This is a genomic window from Streptomyces sp. NPDC048383 (assembly GCF_040651775.1).
Taxonomy (GTDB): Bacteria; Actinomycetota; Actinomycetes; order Streptomycetales; family Streptomycetaceae; genus Streptomyces.
Map to the genome: position 1 here is coordinate 1 of NZ_JBEZKS010000048.1, position 20648 is coordinate 20648.

Genomic DNA, 20648 nt, shown 5'->3' on the forward strand with positions numbered 1-20648 from the left:
TCGGTGCGGTGGCCGGGCTGCCCCTCGCCGCCTGGCTGTACGGCCGCTTCGTCACCACCGGGGTCGTTCCGGCGACCCTGGAGCGCACCGCGGGGTCCGGCCGCCCCCTCGTCCTCCGTCGGCGCGGTACGCCGTACGTCGGCGCCTCGCGTCACCGGGCCGCTCGGGCGGGTCAGCGCGTGGCGCCGAAGCTCTGCGTCCAGTACTGGCCGGGCTGGGCGAGGCCGATCCCGATCTCCTTGAAGGAGCAGTCGAGGATGTTCCGCTTGTGCCCCGGGCTGTTCATCCAGCCTTCCATGACCTTCGCGGCGGTGTCGTAGCCGTAGGCGACGTTCTCGCCGTACGTCCTCCACTGGTAGCCGGCGCGGGTGATGCGCTGCCCCGGGTCCGAACCGTCGGAACCGGTGTGGGACATGTTGGAGTGGGCGGCCATGTCGGCGCTGTGGTCCTGTGCGGCCTTCGTCAGCTTCTCGTTGACGGTGAGCACGGGGCACCCGACGGCGGCCCGCTCCTTGTTGACGAGTGCCAGGACCTCGGCGGCGGCGCCGGTGGGGGCCTGGGCGTCGGCGGGGGCGCCGGTCCCGGGCGCCTCGGTCGACGGCTCGACGGGCTGCGGCTGCTCGACCGGCGGCTGCGCCGGCTGCCGGGGTGCCTGCTGGGGCCGCTCGGCGGGCTGCGGAGCCTCGGCCACCGGGTCGGCGACGGGCGGCTCGGCGACGGGCTGCGCCACCGGCTGCGCGACGGGCTCGGCCGGCGCCGCCTCGGGGGCCTCGGCCTGGACCGGAGCCTGCACGGGCTGCTGCGCCCCCGGTCGGCCGTGCCAGGGGCGGCTGTCCTGCTGGGAGGAGACGACCCGTACGGGGTCGGTCTCCTGGGTGTCCAGGCACGCCATGGCCGTGGTGGGCACGCCCACGACGGCCAGCACGCCGACGGCGACGGCTATCTTCCGGTGGTGCTTCTTCTTACGGTGCTTCTTCATGCGGGACCTCACTCGGTGATCGCGAAGCTCCCGGCGCCGGACCGCGAAGGCGCCGGAGGAGTCGCCATTCTTAGAAGCCCGGCAGGGGCCTGGCAAGCCGCGACCCCGGAGCCGTGGAGGGGGTCCGGGACACGGCTTGAATCGGCCCGAAGATCGTGCATGCCCGGGCTGCGGCCGCGAGGGCCCCCACCTGGTGGACCGCCAGAACCGGCCCCCGTCGGCCTTGTTGGAGCGGGTCGAACAGGAGTCAGGAATTCCGTTTCTGGCGGAGTGCGGCATGTCCTCGCGAAACAGCGACATAAGCCGACATGTCGCCGCCCCGAGGATCACCGCGAAGGCCGTCCGGCCGGCGTGCGGGCCGTGACGCATGTCACGGGTGCGGGAGGGAACCGAAGAGCGCGCCGCCCGCACAGCCGCCACCCGTAGCCCCTCCGGCGCCCACAACCCCTCCGCCGCGCGTCGCGGCGCCGCGACGCACGCCGCCGCACCGCGGACCGCCGTGGATCAGAAGGCGAAGACGGCGTTGCCGTTCAGGGTCGCGTTCATGACGCAGGCGTTGGAGAACGTGTGCTTCCAGGCGACCCGGCTGCCCTGCCAGACACCGTCGGCCGTGACGGTGACGGGGTCGTAGTGCATGGGGCACGCCCGCTGCGGGTCCGGGGCGGCCAGCAGCCGGTCGAAGGCGCCACCGGCGGCGTGCAGCGCCCCGCAGGCGGCGGCGGGGTCGGGGTGCGTACCCGAGGCGGTCGGGGCGCAGCTGAGGGTGGAGGCACGTAAGGCGGTGTCCGTGGCCGTGTCGCCCTGGACGATGGTGAAGACCATCGCGGACGGGGCGTACAGGCTCGTCGGGCGGGCCTCGGCCACACCGGAAGCTCCTACGAGGCACAGGAGGGCGGCGGCAGAGACCGTGGTGATGCGACGCACAGCACAACTCACTTTCGATTCCAAGGTTGAACGCAATACTTTCTTGCAATATCGCGCCTTGACTCGACAAACAGTGTCCGATGCGAAGGGGCAGCGCACATCGATGACCGATTTACGGACACTCCGTTCGGATAGCGGGCACCGAATGGTCGTTCGGGCAGCTCACGGCGGGTGCGTCCGCTCCCGGCGCGATCACCGGCCCGCCGCGGAACGGGCCGTGACCTGCGCTCGGACCCGCCGCCCGCCGCGCGCGGTTCACCGAACGGCCACGCAGCTTGACCGGATCGGACCGGTGCGGGGCGCTGCGCACGCCCGTTCGGGGTCCGACGGGCCGGCGCCCGCCGCGTGAACGGTGCTCCGGGTCAGAGCACCTTGGAGCGGAAGGCCCGGGTTCGCTCCTGTCGTGGCGCGTCCCACACGGCCGCGGGCGACCCCTGTTCGACGACGAGTCCGCCGCCATGAACACGACGGTGTCGGCGCCCTCCCGGGCGAAGCCGATCTCGTGCGTCACGGTGCGCGGCGCCGGGTCCGCGTCCGTTGTTGCGGGAACGTGGCGAGCGTGTGGCAGTCGGGCCGGGGAGCCGCTTCGAGTGCGGTGCGGCGCCTAGGATCCCCGGCACGTGCCGCCGCTTCCGCGCACGCCGTCCCCCTGCCGAGGAACACGATCCGCCATGAGTGTGACCGCCGCCCTGAGCGTGCCCGAGGCGCTGCCCCGCCTCCACGAACTGACCGTCGTGGACGTCCGTACCCCAGGCGAGTTCGCGTCCGGGCACCTGCCGGACGCCGTCAACGTGCCGCTCGACCGGCTCGGTCGGTCCCTGCCGGAGCTGCGGGAGGCGTCCGGTCGCAGGCCGCTGCTGGTGGTGTGCGCCTCCGGAGCCCGTGCGTCGAACGCCGTCGCCGTCCTGGCCTCCCACGGCCTCGACGCGTCCGTGCTCACCGGCGGCACCACCGCCTGGGCGGCCGGCGGCCACCGCCTCGTCCACCCCGACGGCCGGCCGCGGGCCGTCTGGGCCATGGAACGCCAGGTCCGCCTCGCCGCGGGTTCCCTGGTCCTGCTCGGCCTGGTCCTCGGCCGCTTCGCACACCCCGCGTTCCAGCTGCTGTCCGCGGGCGTCGCGGCCGGGTTGGTGTTCTCGGCCCTCAGCAACACCTGCGGCATGGCGGTCGTGCTGGGCCGGCTGCCGTTCAACCGGCGGGCGGGCGCGGCAGCGGCTCGATGAAGGGGTGTCCGGACGAACGCCGCCCACCGGGGCACGCCTGCCCGGCGGTCGCGGCCGCCTGACCGCCGGGACCGGCCGACCGTCCCGGTCCGGTGCGCCCGAGCCGCTACACGGGTCGGATGACCATGCCGCTGCGCGGCCGGGTGGGTATCCGGTTCAGCGGGATCGTCAGGTCCTGGCGCGCGACGGTGTGGTCCAGCCGGCCCAGCGCGGTGGCCAGGGCGGTCAGCACACCGACCACGACGTCCTCGCCGGGGCAACGGTGCCCCGTACGGACGTCTCCCCCGCCCTGCGCGATCAGCAGGTCGCCGTGCGGTTCGCGGCCCAGGAAGCGGGTGGGGTCGAAGACGTAGGGCCGTTCGAACAGCTCCGGGTCGTGGTGGTGGCCGTACACGTCCAGGAGGACCAGGGTGCCCGCGGGAACGACGTCGCCCCGGTGTTCGAGGTCGTGCGCGGCGACCCCGCCCACGAAGGGGACGAACGGGTAGAACCGGCGGACCTCGTGCGCGAACGCCCGCGCGTACGTCCAGTCCCCCGCGCGCAGCCGTGCGCGCAGCTCGGGGTCGCGCTCCAGGGCGTGCGCGGCGAAGGCGGCGAACCAGGCGATCGCGACGGTGGGCCGGATGATGTTGAGCAGTTCCACGGCGGCGGTGTGCGGGTCGAGGGGCATGCCGTCGGCGTCGCGGTGCTCGGCCACCGTCTCCAGGACCGACCGGGACGGCCCCGCGCCGCCGCCCGGGAAGGTGAGGACACCGGGATGCGCGCGGCCGGCCCGTACGTCCGTCACGGCGTGCGCCAAGCCCTGCTCCTGTCGGGCGCGGGCCCGGCGGGCCTTCCAGTGCCGTGGCCCGGGCGTCGCGAAACCGTCGACCATGGCCACGCAGTCCTCGGCGATCTCGCGGGCCGCGTCCTGGGTCACGGGCAGGCCCACCCAGTCGCAGACCGCCTCGGCGAGCACCGCGGCCATCCGGTCGAAAAGCACGATCTCCCGGCCGCGGGCCCGCGCGAACGCCTCGTGCCAGTGCGTCCCGATCCGGTCCACCAAGGCGGCGACGCCCTCGCGCGACATGAGCAGGGACACGAACATCTCCTTGCGGACCCGGTGCGCCTCGCCGTCCAGGGTGTGGACGGCGCCGCGACCGAAGAGGGTGTCGAGCACGGGCCCCGGTAGGGCGTCGTGCCGCAGGACGTGCCGCTCCTCGTAGAAGAACGCGACATCGGCGGGACCGTGCAGGACGATCGCGGGCCGCCCGAGCACGCGGGTGCGCACCGGGCCGCCGTCCGAGCCCCGGCGTCGGCGCAGGTCGGGCAGCCAGGCGTAGCCCTGCGTCCACAGGGAAACGGTGCCGTCGATCATCGGGAGGGGCATGCCCGGCGCCTACCCGGCGATCCGGACCGCACGCGGGTTCGCCCCGGGGGCCGCTATCGGGTTCCCTGCCCGTGCCCCGTGCGCGCCCCGCCGCCACGAACGCGGTTTCCGTTCGTGTCGCCGCGCCCGCCGGCGCCCGGGACGTGGAACCGTCTCCGCATGACCGAAAGTTCGACGCCTCACATCTCCGCGGCCCGGGTCACCGTGCTGGCCGTGCAGCCCGGCAACCCGCCCTTCCGCCTCGTCGAGGTCGACGGGGAGTTCATCGGGAGGGCCACATCGATGACGGACGTGCTGCTCGTCGCCGCGGAGGCCGGCGTCACGGTCCACGACCTCGACGACCCCGAGGACGTCCACTGGGTGGGCGGCGGCAAGTTCACCTGGCACGTGCGCTAGGCCGGCGCGCGTGGCCGCGTCCCCGCCGGGCCCGGCCACCACCCGACCGGTCCCGCCGGCGGCCGGCCGGCGCGGGACGCGCCACCTCGGCCCCCGGTCCGGCGCCGGTCGCCGCGCGCCGCCCGGACTCCGTTACGGGGAACCGAGGTCCGGGATCGTCAGGGCGCCGTCCTCGGCCAACGGGAATCCGGGATTGTGGGCGATCTCCCAGAGGTGGCCGTCGGGGTCGGCGAAACAGCCCGAGTAGCCGCCGTAGAAGGTTTCCTCCGCAGGCTTGCTGAGGGTGCCGCCGGCTCGATCCGCCGCGGCGAGGAGGGCGTCGACCTCCTGCCGGGACCGCAGGTTGTGGGCGAGGACGATGCCGCCGAACCCCGTGCCACGGCTGTCGGTGAGGCCGCAGTCCAGGGCGAGCTTGTCCCGGTCCCACAGGACCAGCCCGAGGCCACCGGCCTGGAAGAAGACGGTCTCCTCGACCTCCTGCCCGCGCCAGCCGAGACGCTCGTAGAACACCCGGGAACGCCCGAGGTCCGCCACTGCCAGGGTGATCAAACTGACGCGCTGCTCCATGACCGGAAGCTAACACGGGCTCCGGCGCGATCCGCGGAAGTCCTGCGGCGGGGACGACCGGCGGCCCGGACCATGGCGTGTTCCCCGTGTCGGCCACCGCGCCGGGGGCTCCCCCGCCGGGGTGATCGTCCGGTCCACCGCTGCGGGCGGATGGCGCCGGCGCTCACGCCGCCGGGTCGGGCATCGGGTCGAACAGCCGCCACGTGGTGAGGGCGAACCGGTCCAGGAGCACCGGCGCGTGATCGGGGCCGGACGCCCGACGGTCGGCGGGCGCGGGCCGGGGCGCGCGTCCGTACGTCCGCGCCGCGTCGGCCCTACCCGCGCGGGCTCCGGTCGGGCCGTCCGTGGCGGCCTTCCGGAGTCCCGGCGGTGGGTGGTGTCGGCTCAGCCTGCGAGCAGGGTGAGCGTGTCGATCACCCGGTTGGAGAAGCCCCACTCGTTGTCGTACCAGGCGACCACCTTGATGTGGCGGCCGTCGACGCGGGTGAGCTCCGAGTCGAAGATCGAGGAGGCGGGGTTGCCGGTGATGTCGGAGGACACCAGCGGGTCGTCCGAGTACTCCAGTACGCCGGCCAGGGGGCCGTTCGCCGCGGTCCGGTAGGCCTCCAGCACCTGCTCGCGCGTCACGTCGCGGGCGACGGTGGTGTTGAGCTCGACGATCGAGCCGACCGGCACCGGCACCCGGATCGAGTCGCCCGACAGCTTGCCGGCGAGGTTGGGCAGGACCAGACCGATCGCCTTGGCGGCGCCCGTCGAGGTCGGCACGATGTTGACGGCGGCGGCGCGGGCGCGGCGGGGGTCGCGGTGCGGGCCGTCCTGCAGGTTCTGCTCCTGCGTGTAGGCGTGCACCGTGGTCATGAAGCCGTGCTCGATGCCCGCCAGGTCGTCCAGTACGGCGGCCAGGGGCGCCAGCGCGTTGGTCGTGCACGAGGCGTTGGAGACGATGGTGTGCACGGCCGGGTCGTAGGTGTCGGAGTTGACCCCGTACGCGAGCGTGACGTCGGCGCCGTCGGACGGCGCGCTGACCAGTACCTTGCGCGCACCCGCCTTGATGTGGCCGCGGGCGGCCTCCGCCGAGGTGAAGCGGCCGGTCGCCTCCAGGACGAGGTCGACACCGAGCTCGGCCCAGGGCAGCCGCTCCGGTTCGCGTTCCGCGAGCACCGTGATGCGGTGGCCGTCCACGACGAGGACGTTCCCGTCGACGGTCACCGGGCGGCCGAGCCGGCCGGAGGTGGTGTCGTAGGCGAGCAGCCGGGCGAGGCCGGCGGGCTCCGTGAGGTCGTTGACGGCGACGATCTGGAGGTCGCTGTCGCGTTCCAGGAGCGCGCGCAGCACGTTGCGACCGATGCGGCCGAATCCGTTGATGGCGATGCGAGTCATGAGCGATGTCCCTTCGTTCGCCACCAGATTCGCTGCCGCTCCCCGCTGCGCGACAGAGGCGGGATCGCCATGGTTCACAAGGATCCCGCCAGAAGGATCTCGCCGAGGAATCCCCTCCCCCGAGCTACGGCCGCCGGGGTCCCGCCGCCCGGCGCGGGCGGGCGGCGCGCTCTCGCGTGTGCGCCGCGCGGGCGGGCGCCGCGCTCTCGCGTGTGCGCCGCGGGCTATGCGCCCCGGGTGAAGGTGCGCCGGTACTCGGTCGGGGTGGTGCCGAGGATGCGTTGGAAGTGGAGCCGCAGGTTCGATCCGGTGCCGAGGCCCACGTCGGCGGCGATCTGCTCGACGCCCCGCTCCGAGCGTTCGAGCAGCTCGCGGGCCAGGTCGATCCGGGCCCGCATGATCCACTGCATCGGCGTGTACCCGGTGTCCTCGGCGAAGCGCCGCGAGAACGTGCGGGGCGAGACCCCCGCGTGCCGGGCGAGGACGTCCAGGGTGAGGGGGTCGCCGAGCCGGTGCAGCGCCCACTCCCGGGTGGCGGCGAACCGCTCGCCGAGCGGCTCGGGCACGCTGCGCGGTACGTATTGCGCCTGGCCGCCGCTGCGGTAGGGGGCCGCGACCAGTCGCCGGGCGGCGTGGTTGGAGGCGGCCACGCCGAGGTCGCCGCGCAGGATGTGCAGGCACAGGTCGATGCCGGAGGCCGCGCCGGCCGAGGTGAGGACGCTGCCCTCGTCGACGAACAGCACGTTCTCGTCGAGACGGACCAGCGGGTGCCGGGCCGCGAGGGCACGGGCGTAGTGCCAGTGGGTCGTGGCGCGTCGGCCGTCGAGGAGACCCGTGGCGGCGAGCGCGAACGCGCCCGTCGAGATCGCGGCGAGTCGGGCGCCCCGCTCGTGGGCGGTGATCAGGGCGTCGATGACGGGTCGCGGCGGATCATCACGGTCCGGGAAGCGGTACCCGGGGACGAAGACGATGTCGGCCCACGCGAGGGCCTCCAGCCCGTGGGTGACGTGGTACGAGAGTCCGTCGCCCCCCGCGACCAGCCCGGGCGCCGCCCCGCACACCCGTACCTCGTACGGCATGCTCGCGCGGGTCGTGAAGACCTGTGCGGGGATCCCGACGTCGAGCGGCTTGGCGCCTTCGAGGACGAGCACGGCGACGCGGTGGAGGCGAGGAGCGGACACGCCCCCGACCCTACGCGCCGCCCCGGCGCCCGCCCGAACTCCTCGGGGCGCCGTCGGCGCTCGTTCCGGCCCGGCCCGTCAGTGGCCCGGCGTAGGCTTCCGGCAGGCACGGACGTCGTGGGGGGCGGAGCGGATGGCTGCTGGAGCGGGACAGAGGTGGGGGTCGGAGCTCGACTCGGTCGTGGTGTACGCGCGGGGCGCGCTGTGTCGGCGCCTGGCACGCGGCAGTGTGCCGTCCGACGGCCGGGTACGGGTGAGCGGCCTGCCCCGTTCGCTGGACCCGGGTTCGCTGCGGGCCGCGGTGCTGGGATCGCCCGGCGTGCGGGTCACGGAGGCCCGGGTGGAGGTCGAGGCGCAGCCGCACGCCGCCGACGCTCCGGACGCGTTGCGCCGTGAGGTCGAGCGATTGGCCGCGGAGCACGCGGCGGCGCTGGCCCGCCGGGACCGGCAGTTGGGCCTGATCGAGGAGGTCCGGGCGCTGCACCCGGTGCCGCCGCCGCGCGGCGAGGAGGATCCGCACCGTCGGACGCCGGTCGACGCCTGGTTGGACCTCGCCGACTTCGTCGACGGGCGACTGGTCCGGCTGCACGCCCGCCTCGTCGAGCTGGAGGAGGCGCTGGCGCTGGTCGGGCACGAGTGGGCCGTCGCCTCGGACCGGCTGGCCCGCGCCTCCACCGACGCCCCGTCGGCGCACCTGGAGACCACGCTCTGCGCGGTGCTGACCCTCGACGGCGCCGCCGCGGAGGCCGAGGTGGAGCTGGAGTTGGAGTACGGGGTACCGGGCGCCGTCTGGGTGCCCGCCTACCGTCTCACCCACCGTCAGGGCGACGGGACGGGTCGTCTGGTGCTGCGGGCCTCGGTCGCCCAGCGCACCGGCGAGGACTGGTCCGGCGTCCGGATCGCGCTGGCCACCGCCGACCTGCGTCGCCGGACCGACCTGCCGAAGCTCCGGTCGGTGCGGATCGGCCGCCGGCAGGGCGACCTCGCGCCGTCCGGCTGGCGGGAGCCTCCGGCCGGCCTCGCGGACCTGTTCGCCGGGTACGCGGCGGCAGGCCCCCGCCCGGCCCCGATCCCCGCACGCGCCACGACCGTCGCCGCTCCCGTAGCGGCTCCCCCGCCGCCGCCCGTACCGTCGCCACCACCGCCGCCACCGGCGCCGCAGGCCTACGGGGGGCCGCCGCCGCCCGCGCCCGGCGGCGCCCCCCAGTCCCTCGCCGGCGGGGCACCGGCCTTCGCGCAGCCGGCCCGGGCGCGTAGGTCGGCCGGGCCCGGCGGGCCCCGGCCCGGCGCGGCCGGCGCCATGGCTCCGGCAGCGCCGGCGGCTCCCGGCATGGCGGCGCCGCCGGCGCGGCCCGCGGGTCCGCCGCGGCCGAGCGGCGCCGAGCTGGACTACGCGACCCTCGTGCTGCGCGGGCCGGAGGAGCCGGTCGGCCGCCGGGGCCGGCTGTTCCCGGACCAGCCCGTCGACCCGGTTGGGGCCGAACACCGCCGCCGCGCCGAGGCGGTGGCCGCGCTGCCGCTGCCCGGGCACGCCGTACGTCCCCGCGAGTCGGCGGGCTCCTTCGACCACCGCTTCGACGCGGCCGCCCGCGCGGACGTGCCGTCGGACGGCGGCTGGCACACCGTCACCGTCACCGAGATCCCGGTCGGGCTGCGGACGGAGTACCTCTGCGTGCCGTCCGTCGAGCCGACCGCGTACGCGACGCTCGTCCTGTCCAACGCCACCGAGCAGGCCCTGCTGGCGGGCCCCGTGGAGGTCACCGTCGATGACGAGTTCCTGCTGACCGCCGCCCTGCCGACGCTGGCCCCCGGCGCCACCCGCCGACTGGGGCTCGGCGCGGCCGAGGGGATCCGCGTCACCCGGCGGACGAACCTGCGCGAGTCGACGGCCGGGCTGCGCAACAACACCACCGTCCTGGACCACCGGGTGCACGTGGAGGTGGCGAACCGGCTTCCGGGAGCCGTCACCGTCGAGGTCCGCGAGCGGGTGCCCGTCACCTCCGAACCGGACGTCCGCATCGAGGAGCGGGCCGACTGGACCGCCCCCGAGGAAGGCGCTCCGGAGCACCATGCTCCGGGCACCCGGGTCTGGCGGGTGGAACTCCCCGCCGGCGCCACCACCGCCCTCGAAGGCGGCTACGAGATCCGCATCCCGGCCGGCAAGGCCCTGGTCGACGGCAACCGCAGGAGCTGAAGCACACCATGTCCACGGACCCGAAGCCGATCGCCCTGCCCGTCACCGCCGTCACCTGTCTGGAGGACCGCGCCCACGTCGAGCGCACCGCCGTCCTCGATCTGGAGGGCGGGATCCAGCGGCTGCGCCTGGGACCGGTCACCGCGCTGGCCGTCGACCGGACCCTGCACGCCGAGTTGATCGCCGCGCACGACGCCGCCGTGCTCGACGTACGGATCGTGCGTGCCTGGATGCCGCGCGGACCGCTGTCGCCCGCCGCGGACGATTCCGCCGTGCGGCACCGCGTGCACGCCATGGAGCAGGAGCGGACCGCCCTGGAGCAGCGCCGCGACCGGCTGGGGACCCGGCTCGCCGTCCTCGGCCGGCTCGCGACGGACCTGCTGCGGGAGATCGGCGAGGGCGCCGGCTCCGGGGAGAGCGAAGGGGAGCGCTGGCACCGCGAACTGGACCGCGTCGACGCGGAACGCGACGCGTACGGGGAACAACTCCGCGCGGTCGAGACACGACTGAACACGCTGTCCGTCGAACTCCGTTCCTTCCGCACGGCCTTGGACCTATCGGAGGAACAGCCCGCCGAGCTGGTCGCGCACGTGGAGCTGACCGTGGACGCCGCGGTCGCCGGGCCGGTCCGGCTGCGCCTGACCCACCTGGTTCCGTGCGCGTTGTGGCGGCCCGCCTACCGGGCGGTGCTCGACGGGGACTCCCTGACCCTGGAGACGGACGCGATGGTCTGGCAGCGCACCGGGGAGGACTGGTCCGACGTACGACTGACGTTGTCGACGGCCCGGTCGGCGCTCGCCACCGATCCGCCGCGGCTGGCCGACGACCGGCTGACGCTCAAGGACCGCTCCGCGGCCGAGCGCCGCGTCGTGGACGTGGAGCTGCGCGAGGAGGAGATCGGCGACCTCGGTCCGGCCCCCGTGCTCGGGCTGCCGGGGGTGGACGACGGCGGTGAGCCCCGCGTACTGAACGCCCCCGTACCGGTGTCGGTACCGGCGGACGGCCGCGCGCACCGGGTGCCGGTCTCCGCCTTCACGGTGGCGGCGAGCAGCGAGTACGCCTGCTCGCCCGAGTTGTCCCCGCTGGTGACGCAGGTGGTGCGGTGCGACAACCGGTCGGGGCACGCGCTGCTCGCGGGCCCGGTGGACCTGGTGCGCGGCAGCGGGTCCAGCGGCCGCGGCACGCTGGACTTCACCGCTCCCGGCGCTCCGCTGGAGTTGGCCTTCGGCAGCCGGGACGACCACAGGGTGGTCCGGTACGCCGAGGAGTCCCGGGACTCCGTCGGCATCTCCCAACGGACGGTGGTCACGCGCACGGTGCGGCTGCACCTGTCCAGGTTCTCGGCGCCCGGCGACCAGGACGACCGGGTCGTCACCGTGCGGGAGCGGATCCCGGTGTCGGAGGTCTCGGCGGTGGAGGTGCGCCTGCGCCGGGAAGCGTGCTCCCCGGCGCCCGACGCGGTCGATGCCGAGGGCATCGTCCGCTGGGACGTGACGCTTCCGCCCGGCGGTCGCCGTACGGTCACCCTGGCCTACGAGCTGTCGGCGAGCGCGAAGGTCGTCGGGCTCTGAGGCCGGGCCGCGCGGGCCATGAGGCGGGCCCGTCAGGCCGGGTCGACGGTGCCAACGCGGCTCGGGTCGGTCGTGTCGTGGACGGCGTGGCGGGCCGAGCGGGTGGCGCCGGTGATCGACGTGACGCAGAAGAACGAGTCCTCCGGCTTGGCCGGGACCGGCGCCCGTTCCAGGGTGACGGCCGGTCCGGGAAGGGGGTCAGTTCCGGCCGCTGTCGGTCCACGGGCGGAGTTTCTCCGGGTTGCGGATCGCCCAGATGTGGGTGATCAGGCCGTCGGCGAGGTTGAAGGCGGCCACGGTGACCGTGGTTCCGGCGTGTTGGGCGACCAGGCCGGGTCGGCCGTTGACCGTGCGTTCCAGCAGCGTGAGCCCGGGGGCCTTGTCGGCGATGTGGATCAGGTAGGCGGCGATGTTCTCGCTGCCCTCGACCGGGTGCAGGACGGTGCCGACCATTCCCCCGCCGTCGGCGGTCATCGTCGCTGCGGGATCCAGGAGGCCGACGAGGGCCTCGATGTCCTTGGCCTCCCAGGCCTCCTTGAAGTCGCGCACCAGAGCGGCCTGCCCGGCCGTCGCGGCCGCCGGCGCCTGCGCGGCGCGAATGCGGCGGCGGGCCGAGGTGGCCAGCTGCCGACAGGCCGCCGGTGTCCGGCCGACGATGGCGGCGACCTCGGCGAACGGGTACCGGAACACGTCGTGCAGGACGAACGCCACGCGTTCGGCGGGAGTCATGGCCTCCAGTACGACGAGAAAGGCCATGTTCACGGACTCGTCCAGGGTGACCCGGTCCGCGGGGTCAACCGGTTGGCCCGTGCCGCCACCGGTGGATCCGCTGATCCACTCCCTGCGGTCGGGCAGCGGCTCCGGTATCCACGCGCCGACGTAGCGCTCGCGCCGCACCCGCGCCGAGCGGAGCAGGTCCAGGCAGATGCGGCCGGCGACCGTGGTCAGCCAGGCGCCGGGCGCGGCGATGGCTTCCTGCTGCTCGCGCGACATCGCGTACCAACGGGCGTAGGTCTCCTGCACGGCGTCCTCGGCCTCGGCCAGCGAACCGAGCAGCCGGTAGGCGAGGTTGATGAGCTGGCGCCGCTCGCCGACGACCGCGCTCAGGTCCGGCTCGGGCCGCTCGGGTGTTGCCTCGGATGGGGTGATCATGGTGGCGGCCTCTCCTCGGTTCTCTCGTCCGGTTCCGTTCTCGGCGGTTCGACGAAACAGCGCATCGGATCGTGAGGCCGTCGGGGCGCCTCACATGTCGCGGGCCCATCTCGTCGGGCCAGCAGGACAGTACAGATCCACCGCCGCGAGGCAGAAGAGGGGACCCCATCATGGCCATCACCCGGACGACGACGACACATCAGCGCCTCACCACGTTCCTGCGCGTCTCCGTCGTCCTGCAGACCGCGGCCCTGTTCTTCCAGGCCGTCACCGCCGGAATGTTGCTGTCCTCGTCCGTCGGTGGGGTGTTGCACGATGTCGGCTCACGCGTGATGTACGGCGCCTCGATGTTGTACGTGCTCGCGGCGGTCCTCGCCTGGCGGCCGGGCGGCAGATCGCCGCGTCCCATCCTGTACGCGTCCGGCTTCCTGGTGCTCGCCTCGGTCCAGGTGGTGCTGGGCATCGCCCACATACCTGCGGCCCACGTCCCCCTGGGCGTCCTGATGTTCGGCCTGAGCGTGCTGGCGCTGGGCGCGGTGGTGGCCCCCCTCCTGCCGCGACGCTCCGTCGAAGCCCGGGCGTAGTCGCCGGAGGACGACCGTCCGGGAAGTCCCGGACGGTCGCCCTCCGGTGCGGGCGGCGAAACGGTGACATGCGCCACACGGGACGCCCGGGTCACGGAACCATTACGGCCGCATGCTGGTCCGTGACATGTCACCATTTTCCCGTCCGCGGTCGACATTCCCCTCTCCGGCGAAATGGGCATCTCGCATGCTGGGACGCAACCGAGCAATGCTCCTCGTCAGCGCGATTTCTGAAGGTACGTCACCCGTCTCACCCCGGCCCCGGCCCGCGCGGCCGGCACGATCTCCCGGCCATGACAAGCCCGGCGCGCACCGCCACCGCTCGGGCCGGCGGCGAGACTTGCCGGCCCGTTGGGGGGCTTCTAAGAATGGCGGCCCGTCCGGCGCTCCGGCGGCAGGGGACGCAGGACGCTTCGCAGAAACCGAGTGAGGTCAGGTCACGTATGCAGAGGCACCGCAAGACGACGCGCTACCGGAAGATATCGATCGCCGCAGTGACGCTGGGCGTCGTGGGCATACCCACCGCCGCGATGGCGTGCCTGGACACGGGCGGCAGCTCGGCCGACGCCTCCCGGAAGCCCTCCGCGCGCCCTTCCTCCAGCGCTTCGGTCCCCGACGTGCCCCTCCCCGGGATCGCCTCGCCCACCCCGTCGACCCGGACCCAGGGTCCGGGCACGAGCCCGACGGCCCCCGTAGGTGAGGGCGGCAACGGGTCGACCGTGCCCGTCGCCCGGACCTCCCCGGCCACGCCGCCGGCGCGGCCGAGCAGCCCGCCGGCGGGCAGACCCCGCCCACCGCCCCGGGTTCCGGGCCGACGGCGCAGGTGGTGGCCCTCGTCAACCAGGAGCGCGCCAAGGCCGGATGTTCGGCGCTGACGGTCAACGACAAGCTGACGGCGGCCGCGCAGAACCACAGCCAGGACATGGCCTCCCACAGCAACATGTCGCACACCGGATCCGACGGCTCCGACCCGGGCCAACGCATCACGCGCGCCGGCTACGCCTGGAGCACGTACGGCGAGAACGTCGCCTACGGATACGGCTCGCCCGAGCAGGTCATGAACGGCTGGATGAACAGTCCGGGCCACAAGAAGAACATTCTGAACTGCTCGTTCAAGGAGATCGGCGTCGGCCTGGCCCAGCCGAACTCCTACTGGACGCAGGCCTTCGGCGCCACGCGCTGACCCGCCCCACCACCGGGGCGGGATGCCGACGGGTGTCCCGCCCCTGCCCGATCAGTTGGTGCCGGTCCCGCTCCGCAGGCGGTCCCGCAGCTCCTCGATGTCGGCGAGGAACCAGGTCTGACGGCCCCGGTTGCACTCGCGGACGAAGTCGCGCAACGCCGAACTGGCCTCGGTGTGGGGGGTGATGTCGCCGAGCACGACGAGGCCCATGCCGTAGGTGGCGAACTTCTGGACGATGTCCCCCGCGACGCGGCTGCTCAGTCGGAAGAACGTGTCGTCGAGACGTTCGGCGGGGATGACGACCCAGCGGGCGCCCTCGTAACCGGCATTGCCGATGAGGTCGAGGGCATCGGCTTCGCAGCGGATGGCGTCGCCGTCGGGGGCGCAGGTGAACACGGGGACGTCATGGATGGTCAGCAAGGTACTCATGGACTCCGAGGGTAGTTCCGTCCCGCGCCGTATGCCCACCGATTCTCACCGGGACCGCCCGACGGGTACGGGAGCCTCCCACCCGGCCCACGCTCCTACTCTCTGACCAGGCAGAACGGATGCCCCGCCGGATCGGTGAGGACCCTCCACCTCTTCTCGTCCGGCTGGTGGACCGGCTTGCCCGCCCCCAGTGCGAGCAACCGCGTTTCGGCTTCGTCCAGGTCGTGGACCGCGAAGTCGAAGTGGAACTGTTGCGGAACGCTCTGGTCCGGCCAGCGGGGCGCCCGGTAGCCGGCCACCCGCTGGAAACCGATGAAGAGGCCGCCCTCACCGCCCAGCCCCGCGAAATCGGCATCGGATCGCGGATGCGGTGGGAGGCCGGTGGCCTGCTCGTAGAACGCGGCCAAAGCCTGCGGATCCGGGCAGTCGAGGGTGATGGCGCACAACTTCATCGTGACGGGCATGAGGGCAGCATGCGGGAAACGGCGACCGGTCACCGCCGAATACCGGGGGCGAGGGCCGTGACCGGCGGTGGCGGAACGTACGTCAGCAGCCGAGTGCGACCGGGGGAAGGTACGGCGGGAGACGGCGTACGGCCGCGGACACCGCCTCCGCCGGCGTGGGGAACACCGGATCGTCCTCGTTCGGAAAGCCTTCGGCCACCGAGTACCGGACTGGCGGCGTGTCGACCACCAGCGATGCTCCGACGGGCCTCAGGCGAGGGCGCGTCCTCGTGGAGAAGCGCAGGGACCAGTGACTGGTGAACGGGTAGAGCCGGCGCAGTGCCGGTTCGGCGTGGGCGGCCTCGATCAGGGCCTGGTAGAGGGGCCGCCAGGCGTACTCCAGCTCTCGCGCCTCGGTGCGCAGGTGCTGCCAGGCACTGGCCACCAGGCCCGCCGGGTCGAGGTCGGGGACCTCGAAGCGGCCGGTGAGGTGGACGAAGGGAGTCGCGCGTCGGATGTCGCCCAGTTCCACCCCGTCGTGCCAGGCCGACGCGGCTTCGGCGACCGCCGCGAGGTCGTCCGTCGTGCCGTCGATGAGCGTCATGTCCTCGAAACCGTCGCCGCCGCGGATCGACCACTGCCGCGCGTGGTGTCCCGCGCTGATCCGAAGGGGTCTGCGGTGCGGCAGCGGGCAGCCGACCGTGACACCGCGCAGCGGGGCGAATTGGCGGGAGGTGAGCCGTACGGAGTCGAGACGACCGCCCGCCGCGGCCCGGAGGGCTGCGGCCAGGGTTCCGTGCGCGGCTATGTCGGGATACAGGACGGCCGGGTCGGGGGGTGTCGTCACGGCTCTCGATTCTGCCCGAACCGCCCGGGGCGGTGCGGCGCGTGGGGGGGCTCGGGTCGGCCGTGGGTGGGCCCGGCTGCCGCGGCGGGCGGTACGGGTCGCGGCCAGGTCCGGTTCTCGTCGGTGACGGGTTCCGTTGCGGCGTCGGTGACGTTCGCGCGGGGGTCGGCCAACGCCGCGAGGGCGGGTCCGATCGGCGGGAAGATCGGCAGGGCGGCGCTCTCCCGGTAGTCGACCCGTTCGACGATCCCCACCTCCTGGCTGCCGTCGGGAAGTTCGTCGCACTCCCGCTCGGCGAAGCCGGCACGGACCTGCGGGGTGATGTGCAGTCGGTGGATCAGGTGGAGCTCGCGCGGCGGCGGCGCCCGCTACGGCCCGGCCGCCGCGACCGGGATGACGACCGGTGACTCCTGCGGCCCGTCGGGCCAGAGCCACAGGCTTCCGGGCGGCGCGCTGCCGGTCAGAGAGGCCAGGACGGGTTCCCGACGCCGGCGGGACGGGTGGGCGGTGATCCGCGCCCGGGCCTCGTCCAGCGGGACCCAGGCGGCCTCCAACACCTGCTCATCGGGGTCGAGGGGGGCGAGCGTGCCCGTCGGTCGCTCCGCGCGGAAGGTGATGACGGTCCAGGTGCCGTCCCAGCCCGGATCCCCGGTGACCGCGTGCTGCGAGACGCAGGCCAGGCTCGTCGGCCCGGTGAGGGTCAGTCCGGTCTCCTCGTGAACCTCACGTACCAGGGCGTCGTGCGCGAGCTCGCCCGGTTCGACGACCCCGCCGGGGAGCACCCACTGCTCCTGCTCGTCCCCCAGGCGCTCGCGCACCATCAGCAGGCAGCCATCCTGTTCGACGAGGGCCGACACTATGGTCCTGGACGTTCCCGACATCCGACTCCACTCCCCTGATGCGCTCCACGTCCCCGCGACGTCGACCGGACGAACTCCCGTCGCGCATGGAACGGTCGACGGAGGGACAGGCGGGTATCCGTGCACCCGTCAGTCCACCGAAGCGTAGTCGGATCATGGATCCACGCCCACGGCACCGGCGCGTTCCCGCCCGTCACCCGGACGTGGGAAGCCGCCCGGAACCGCTGCCGGCAGCGCCGGCCGTACGCGACCGTTCACCGGTCGGGTGACAGTGCGCTCGCGCCGCGCCGGAGGGGTGGGTCGCAGCGCGATCATCGGAGGTCGCATCCTTGGACCGAACGACCTCGCGTACCCGCGCGACGCACCCGAGCGAAGAGGAGCAGCCGATGAACACCGCCGGAGCAGGTCCGCAGCTGCCGGACGCGGCCAGCGTCGCCAATGCGAAGACGACGCTCCTCCAGCTCCTGGCCCGGGCGGGCGTCTTCACCGGCGACGCGGAGGAGCTGATCGGGGTCGTCGAGGCCGGCGCCATCGCCCGCGCGTACGAGGAGATCACCGGCGGGCCGGCGGGTGCTGCGGGCGGGACCGGGGGCGCCCCGGACGGCTCGGGCCGGGCCGGCGTCGGCGACGTCGTCCACGAGCTCGGGGGCATCGCCGAGCGGGCCCTGCGCCGCGCCGTCGGCTCCGACGCGTCGGTCTCCTCGCCCGAGGAGCGTCCGCGGGTGCGGCGGATGGAGGTGGAGCGGGCGCAGGTGGCGGTCAGTCCGCTGTACCTGTCCCTCACCTCCGTGTCCGACTTCGACCCGGAGGTCACCACGGAGGTGCTCTCCGCTGTCCTCGGCACGATGGGCTACAGACAGCGGGCCATGTACGCCGGGCAGCTCACGGAGTTCGGCACGGCCCACCGGGCCCGCCTGGAACGGCTGTACGCGCAGTACGGGCCCGGCAGCGCCATCGCGATCCACGGCCGCTACTCGCTGATCCACTCCCCCACCAGCCTCGCCGTGCTGGAGCGGCTCGCGACGGCCCCGGCCGCGCTGCGCGAGGAATGGGACGCGGCCGAACTGCCGCCCGCGTGGCTGGACGGCCTGCTGACGGCGTGGGACTCCTCGGCCTGACCGGCGGGGTCGGCCCCGCGACGGGCTGGCGGTGATCGGGCCACCGCCAACGACGAGGGGGAAGGAGAATCCCTTCATCCCGGTGGTGTCACGAATGCGCCACAGCGCGGTCGTGGCGCGAACCGGGTGGGGCGCGGGGTCGTGTCCGTCGGCGCGAGAGCCGGTACGGGACCGGTCGCGAACCTCGGGGAGCTCCCATGCGCTGCACAGTGGCCGTACGACGCGGCACGTTGGTCCTGGCGACGGCGGCGGTGGCCGCGGCCCTGGTCACCGGTTGTACGCCGACGGGCGAGGACGGCGCGGCCACCGGCCCGTCGACGCCTCCGACGGCATCCGGCCCGGCGAAGCCCACCGCAGCCGCCACACCGACGGGTCCGGGGGCCGGTGGGGCCGCCTCCGGCGGAGGCGGCAAGGGGACGCCGAGCGCGTCGGGCTCCACTCCGGCAGCCGGGGCGAAACCCTGCACGAGTGGGCACGTCAAGGTGTCGGAGGGCCACCAGGCGGACGTCAGGCCGCCCGGCACGGGCACGGGGGCCGTCGTCGTCTCCGTCACGAACACCTCGTCGCAGCCCTGCGCGTTGACCGGCTTCCCCACCGTCGCGGGGGCGGGCAACGGCTCCCCCGACAAGAACCGACCGCTCACGGTCACCCGCGCCGGCGCCGCGGCCCCGGTCACCCTGGCCCCGGGGGCCCGCGCCTGGACGAAGCTCACCTTCGTCCAGGTGCAGGGCGAGGCGGACGGGTACTGCGTGTCCGGAGCCACCCCATCCAGCTTCCCCACGCTGGTCCTGGGCGTGCCGGGCGCGGGCGCGCACCAGATCGCCATGGACGACGGGGTGTTCGCCGAGTGCGACGACAAGGTGACGGTCACGGCGTTCTCCGCCACCAAACCGTCCTGATTCCCCGCGCCCGGGCCGGACTGTGCGTACCGCCCGATAGGCGGCATCGGTGTCATTCCACCCTTAGGCCCCTCCCGGGGACCAGTCGGTCTTCGGCCGATCCCGTGGGTCACCCTCCGGCCGCACCCCTTCCCGCACCTCTCCCGGCCGACGCCGTCGTGGCTCCTCAACCGACAACTGCGCTGATGCGAAAGTCAACTGACGAGCCGTCCGACACCAAGGGAGACCACGCCAGCAACAGGGGGGAACCGAATTGATCACTTTTGACGTCTCCCGACTCACCTGACCGCGCAGAACTGACGAACCCTGATGGAAACTGACGGAAGAGGAGAAGCTGACGTGAAGACCCCGGGTACCATCCCGTCCCGTCGCTCGCTGCTGACCGCGGGAGCGGGGGCGGCCCTGGCCGTGGCGCTGCCGGCGGGCACGGCCCGTGCGGCCTCGTCGCCCGGTCCGACCGATGTCGTGCCGCGGTTGCGCGAACTGGAACGCGCGTACGGGGCGCGGCTGGGCGTGTACGCGCGGGACACGGCGACGGGCCGGACCGTGCTCCACCGCTCCGACGAGCTGTTCCCCATGTGCTCGGTCTTCAAGACCGTCGCCGCGGCGGCCGTCCTGCGCGACCTGGACCGGGACGGCACGTTCCTGGCCAAGCGCATCCACTACACGCAGCAGGACGTCACGGACGCGGGCGGCGGCGAGATCACGAAGCTCCCCGAGAACATCGCGGGTGGTCTCACCGTGGCCCAGCTCTGCTCGGCGGCCATCGCCCAGAGCGACAACGCCGCCGCCAACCTGCTGCTCCGCGAGCTGGGCGGCCCCACCGCGGTCACCCGCTTCTGCCGCTCGGTGGGGGACCGTACGACCCGGCTCGACCGGTGGGAGCCCGCACTGAACTCGGCCGAGCCGGAGCGGGTGACCGACACCACCACGCCCCGGGCGATCGGGCAGACGTACGCGCGGCTCACCCTCGGCCGGCTGCTGGTGCCGCAGGACCGGGAGCGACTGACCGGCTGGTTGCTGGCCAACGCCACCAGCGCCGACCGGCTGCGGGCGGGGCTGCCGCGCGACTGGGCCGTCGCGGACAAGACCGGCGCCGGTTCGTACGGGACCAACAACAACGTGGGCGTCGCCTGGCCGCCCGGGCGACCGCCGGTGGTCCTGTCCATCCTCAGCACCATGCCGGACGTTGACGCCGTCCGCGACAACACCCTGATCGCCAAGACCGCGAAACTGCTGGCGGACACGTTCGCATGAGGGCCCGGCCCACAAATGCGTTCGCGGTCCGGGGTGCTCGTGGAGGATCATTCGCCGCATGAGTGACCAACCCGCGCGATGGACCCAGGCGA

The 20648-nt window shown here is 73.8% G+C and carries 21 protein-coding genes and 1 pseudogene; 9 read left to right on the forward strand and 13 right to left on the reverse strand.

The window, feature by feature from the left end; genetic code table 11:
- Positions 1-172 precede the first annotated feature (172 nt).
- The 3 genes and pseudogenes from AB0D46_RS27985 to AB0D46_RS27995 form a co-directional block, all read right to left on the reverse strand.
- A complete protein-coding gene (locus AB0D46_RS27985; RefSeq protein ID WP_362881431.1) occupies positions 173-979 on the reverse strand; it encodes a CAP domain-containing protein in 807 nt (268 codons plus the stop codon).
- 504 nt (positions 980-1483) lie between these two features.
- Entirely contained in the window at positions 1484-1903 is a 420-nt protein-coding gene (locus tag AB0D46_RS27990; RefSeq protein WP_362881432.1) for a subtilase-type protease inhibitor, read from the reverse strand.
- Positions 1904-2265: 362 nt separating this feature from the next.
- Positions 2266-2414: pseudogene (locus AB0D46_RS27995) on the reverse strand (ectoine/hydroxyectoine ABC transporter ATP-binding protein EhuA); the annotation flags it as partial.
- A 160-nt stretch (positions 2415-2574) separates the two neighbouring features.
- Here AB0D46_RS27995 and AB0D46_RS28000 point away from each other — a divergent pair.
- Entirely contained in the window at positions 2575-3126 is a 552-nt protein-coding gene (locus tag AB0D46_RS28000; protein ID WP_362881434.1) for a rhodanese-like domain-containing protein, read from the forward strand.
- A 106-nt stretch (positions 3127-3232) separates the two neighbouring features.
- Here AB0D46_RS28000 and AB0D46_RS28005 read toward each other — a convergent pair whose 3' ends face one another.
- Positions 3233-4495, reverse strand: a complete 1263-nt coding sequence (locus AB0D46_RS28005; RefSeq protein ID WP_362881435.1) for a cytochrome P450 — start codon at positions 4493-4495, stop codon at positions 3233-3235.
- Between the two features lie 159 nt (positions 4496-4654).
- On the opposite strand from AB0D46_RS28005, the gene AB0D46_RS28010 reads away from it, so the two are divergent.
- Positions 4655-4891, forward strand: a complete 237-nt coding sequence (locus AB0D46_RS28010) for a hypothetical protein (protein WP_362881437.1) — start codon at positions 4655-4657, stop codon at positions 4889-4891.
- Positions 4892-5023: 132 nt separating this feature from the next.
- Here AB0D46_RS28010 and AB0D46_RS28015 read toward each other — a convergent pair whose 3' ends face one another.
- The 3 genes from AB0D46_RS28015 to AB0D46_RS28025 form a co-directional block, all read right to left on the reverse strand.
- Complete coding sequence (locus AB0D46_RS28015; RefSeq protein WP_362881439.1) at positions 5024-5458, reverse strand: VOC family protein; 435 nt, start codon at positions 5456-5458, stop codon at positions 5024-5026.
- 384 nt (positions 5459-5842) lie between these two features.
- The gene (gap, locus tag AB0D46_RS28020; RefSeq protein WP_362881441.1) at positions 5843-6838 is read right to left on the reverse strand and encodes a type I glyceraldehyde-3-phosphate dehydrogenase; all 996 of its coding nucleotides are present in this window, start codon (positions 6836-6838) and stop codon (positions 5843-5845) included.
- A 224-nt stretch (positions 6839-7062) separates the two neighbouring features.
- The gene (locus AB0D46_RS28025) at positions 7063-8019 is read right to left on the reverse strand and encodes a helix-turn-helix domain-containing protein (protein WP_362881443.1); all 957 of its coding nucleotides are present in this window, start codon (positions 8017-8019) and stop codon (positions 7063-7065) included.
- Between the two features lie 133 nt (positions 8020-8152).
- On the opposite strand from AB0D46_RS28025, the gene AB0D46_RS28030 reads away from it, so the two are divergent.
- Together AB0D46_RS28030 and AB0D46_RS28035 are read left to right on the forward strand one after the other, a co-directional pair.
- On the forward strand, positions 8153-10213 hold the full coding sequence (locus tag AB0D46_RS28030; protein WP_362881444.1) for a DUF4139 domain-containing protein: 2061 nt from the start codon (positions 8153-8155) through the stop codon (positions 10211-10213).
- 8 nt (positions 10214-10221) lie between these two features.
- Positions 10222-11784 carry a mucoidy inhibitor MuiA family protein gene (locus AB0D46_RS28035; protein WP_362881446.1) on the forward strand — a complete coding sequence of 521 codons (1563 nt, stop codon included), beginning with the start codon at positions 10222-10224 and terminating at the stop codon, positions 11782-11784.
- Between the two features lie 198 nt (positions 11785-11982).
- Here the strand turns inward: AB0D46_RS28035 and sigJ are convergent, their stop codons facing one another.
- Positions 11983-12936 (reverse strand): RNA polymerase sigma factor SigJ, encoded by a 954-nt coding sequence (gene sigJ, locus AB0D46_RS28040; protein ID WP_362881448.1) that lies wholly within the window; start codon positions 12934-12936, stop codon positions 11983-11985.
- A 170-nt stretch (positions 12937-13106) separates the two neighbouring features.
- Here sigJ and AB0D46_RS28045 point away from each other — a divergent pair, with 170 nt between their 5' ends.
- Both AB0D46_RS28045 and AB0D46_RS28050 read left to right on the forward strand, forming a co-directional pair.
- Positions 13107-13520, forward strand: a complete 414-nt coding sequence (locus AB0D46_RS28045; RefSeq protein WP_362881451.1) for a hypothetical protein — start codon at positions 13107-13109, stop codon at positions 13518-13520.
- Positions 13521-14346: 826 nt separating this feature from the next.
- A complete protein-coding gene (locus AB0D46_RS28050) occupies positions 14347-14703 on the forward strand; it encodes a CAP domain-containing protein (protein WP_362881452.1) in 357 nt (118 codons plus the stop codon).
- A gap of 51 nt (positions 14704-14754) precedes the next feature.
- On the opposite strand, the gene AB0D46_RS28055 is transcribed toward AB0D46_RS28050, so the two are convergent.
- The 5 genes from AB0D46_RS28055 to AB0D46_RS28075 form a co-directional block, all read right to left on the reverse strand.
- Entirely contained in the window at positions 14755-15132 is a 378-nt protein-coding gene (locus AB0D46_RS28055; protein WP_362881454.1) for a DUF4180 domain-containing protein, read from the reverse strand.
- A gap of 95 nt (positions 15133-15227) precedes the next feature.
- Positions 15228-15596: a VOC family protein gene (locus tag AB0D46_RS28060; RefSeq protein ID WP_362881456.1), complete on the reverse strand. Its 369-nt coding sequence runs from the start codon at positions 15594-15596 to the stop codon at positions 15228-15230.
- Positions 15597-15678: 82 nt separating this feature from the next.
- Complete coding sequence (locus AB0D46_RS28065) at positions 15679-16422, reverse strand: DUF6193 family natural product biosynthesis protein (RefSeq protein WP_362881458.1); 744 nt, start codon at positions 16420-16422, stop codon at positions 15679-15681.
- Entirely contained in the window at positions 16419-16676 is a 258-nt protein-coding gene (locus tag AB0D46_RS28070) for a hypothetical protein (RefSeq protein ID WP_362881460.1), read from the reverse strand. The genes AB0D46_RS28065 and AB0D46_RS28070 overlap by 4 nt, the downstream gene beginning before the upstream one ends.
- 114 nt (positions 16677-16790) lie before the next feature.
- Positions 16791-17279 (reverse strand): NUDIX hydrolase, encoded by a 489-nt coding sequence (locus tag AB0D46_RS28075; protein ID WP_362881462.1) that lies wholly within the window; start codon positions 17277-17279, stop codon positions 16791-16793.
- Positions 17280-17668: 389 nt separating this feature from the next.
- Between AB0D46_RS28075 and AB0D46_RS28080 the strand changes: the two genes are divergently transcribed.
- The 3 genes from AB0D46_RS28080 to bla all read left to right on the forward strand — a co-directional run bounded on the left by AB0D46_RS28080 (position 17669) and on the right by bla (position 20556).
- The gene (locus AB0D46_RS28080) at positions 17669-18400 is read left to right on the forward strand and encodes a hypothetical protein (RefSeq protein ID WP_362881464.1); all 732 of its coding nucleotides are present in this window, start codon (positions 17669-17671) and stop codon (positions 18398-18400) included.
- 197 nt (positions 18401-18597) lie between these two features.
- Positions 18598-19299 carry a DUF4232 domain-containing protein gene (locus AB0D46_RS28085; protein ID WP_362881466.1) on the forward strand — a complete coding sequence of 234 codons (702 nt, stop codon included), beginning with the start codon at positions 18598-18600 and terminating at the stop codon, positions 19297-19299.
- 339 nt (positions 19300-19638) lie between these two features.
- Positions 19639-20556, forward strand: coding sequence for a class A beta-lactamase (gene bla, locus AB0D46_RS28090; protein WP_362881468.1), 918 nt, complete (start codon positions 19639-19641; stop codon positions 20554-20556).
- The last annotated feature ends 92 nt before the right edge of the window (positions 20557-20648 follow it).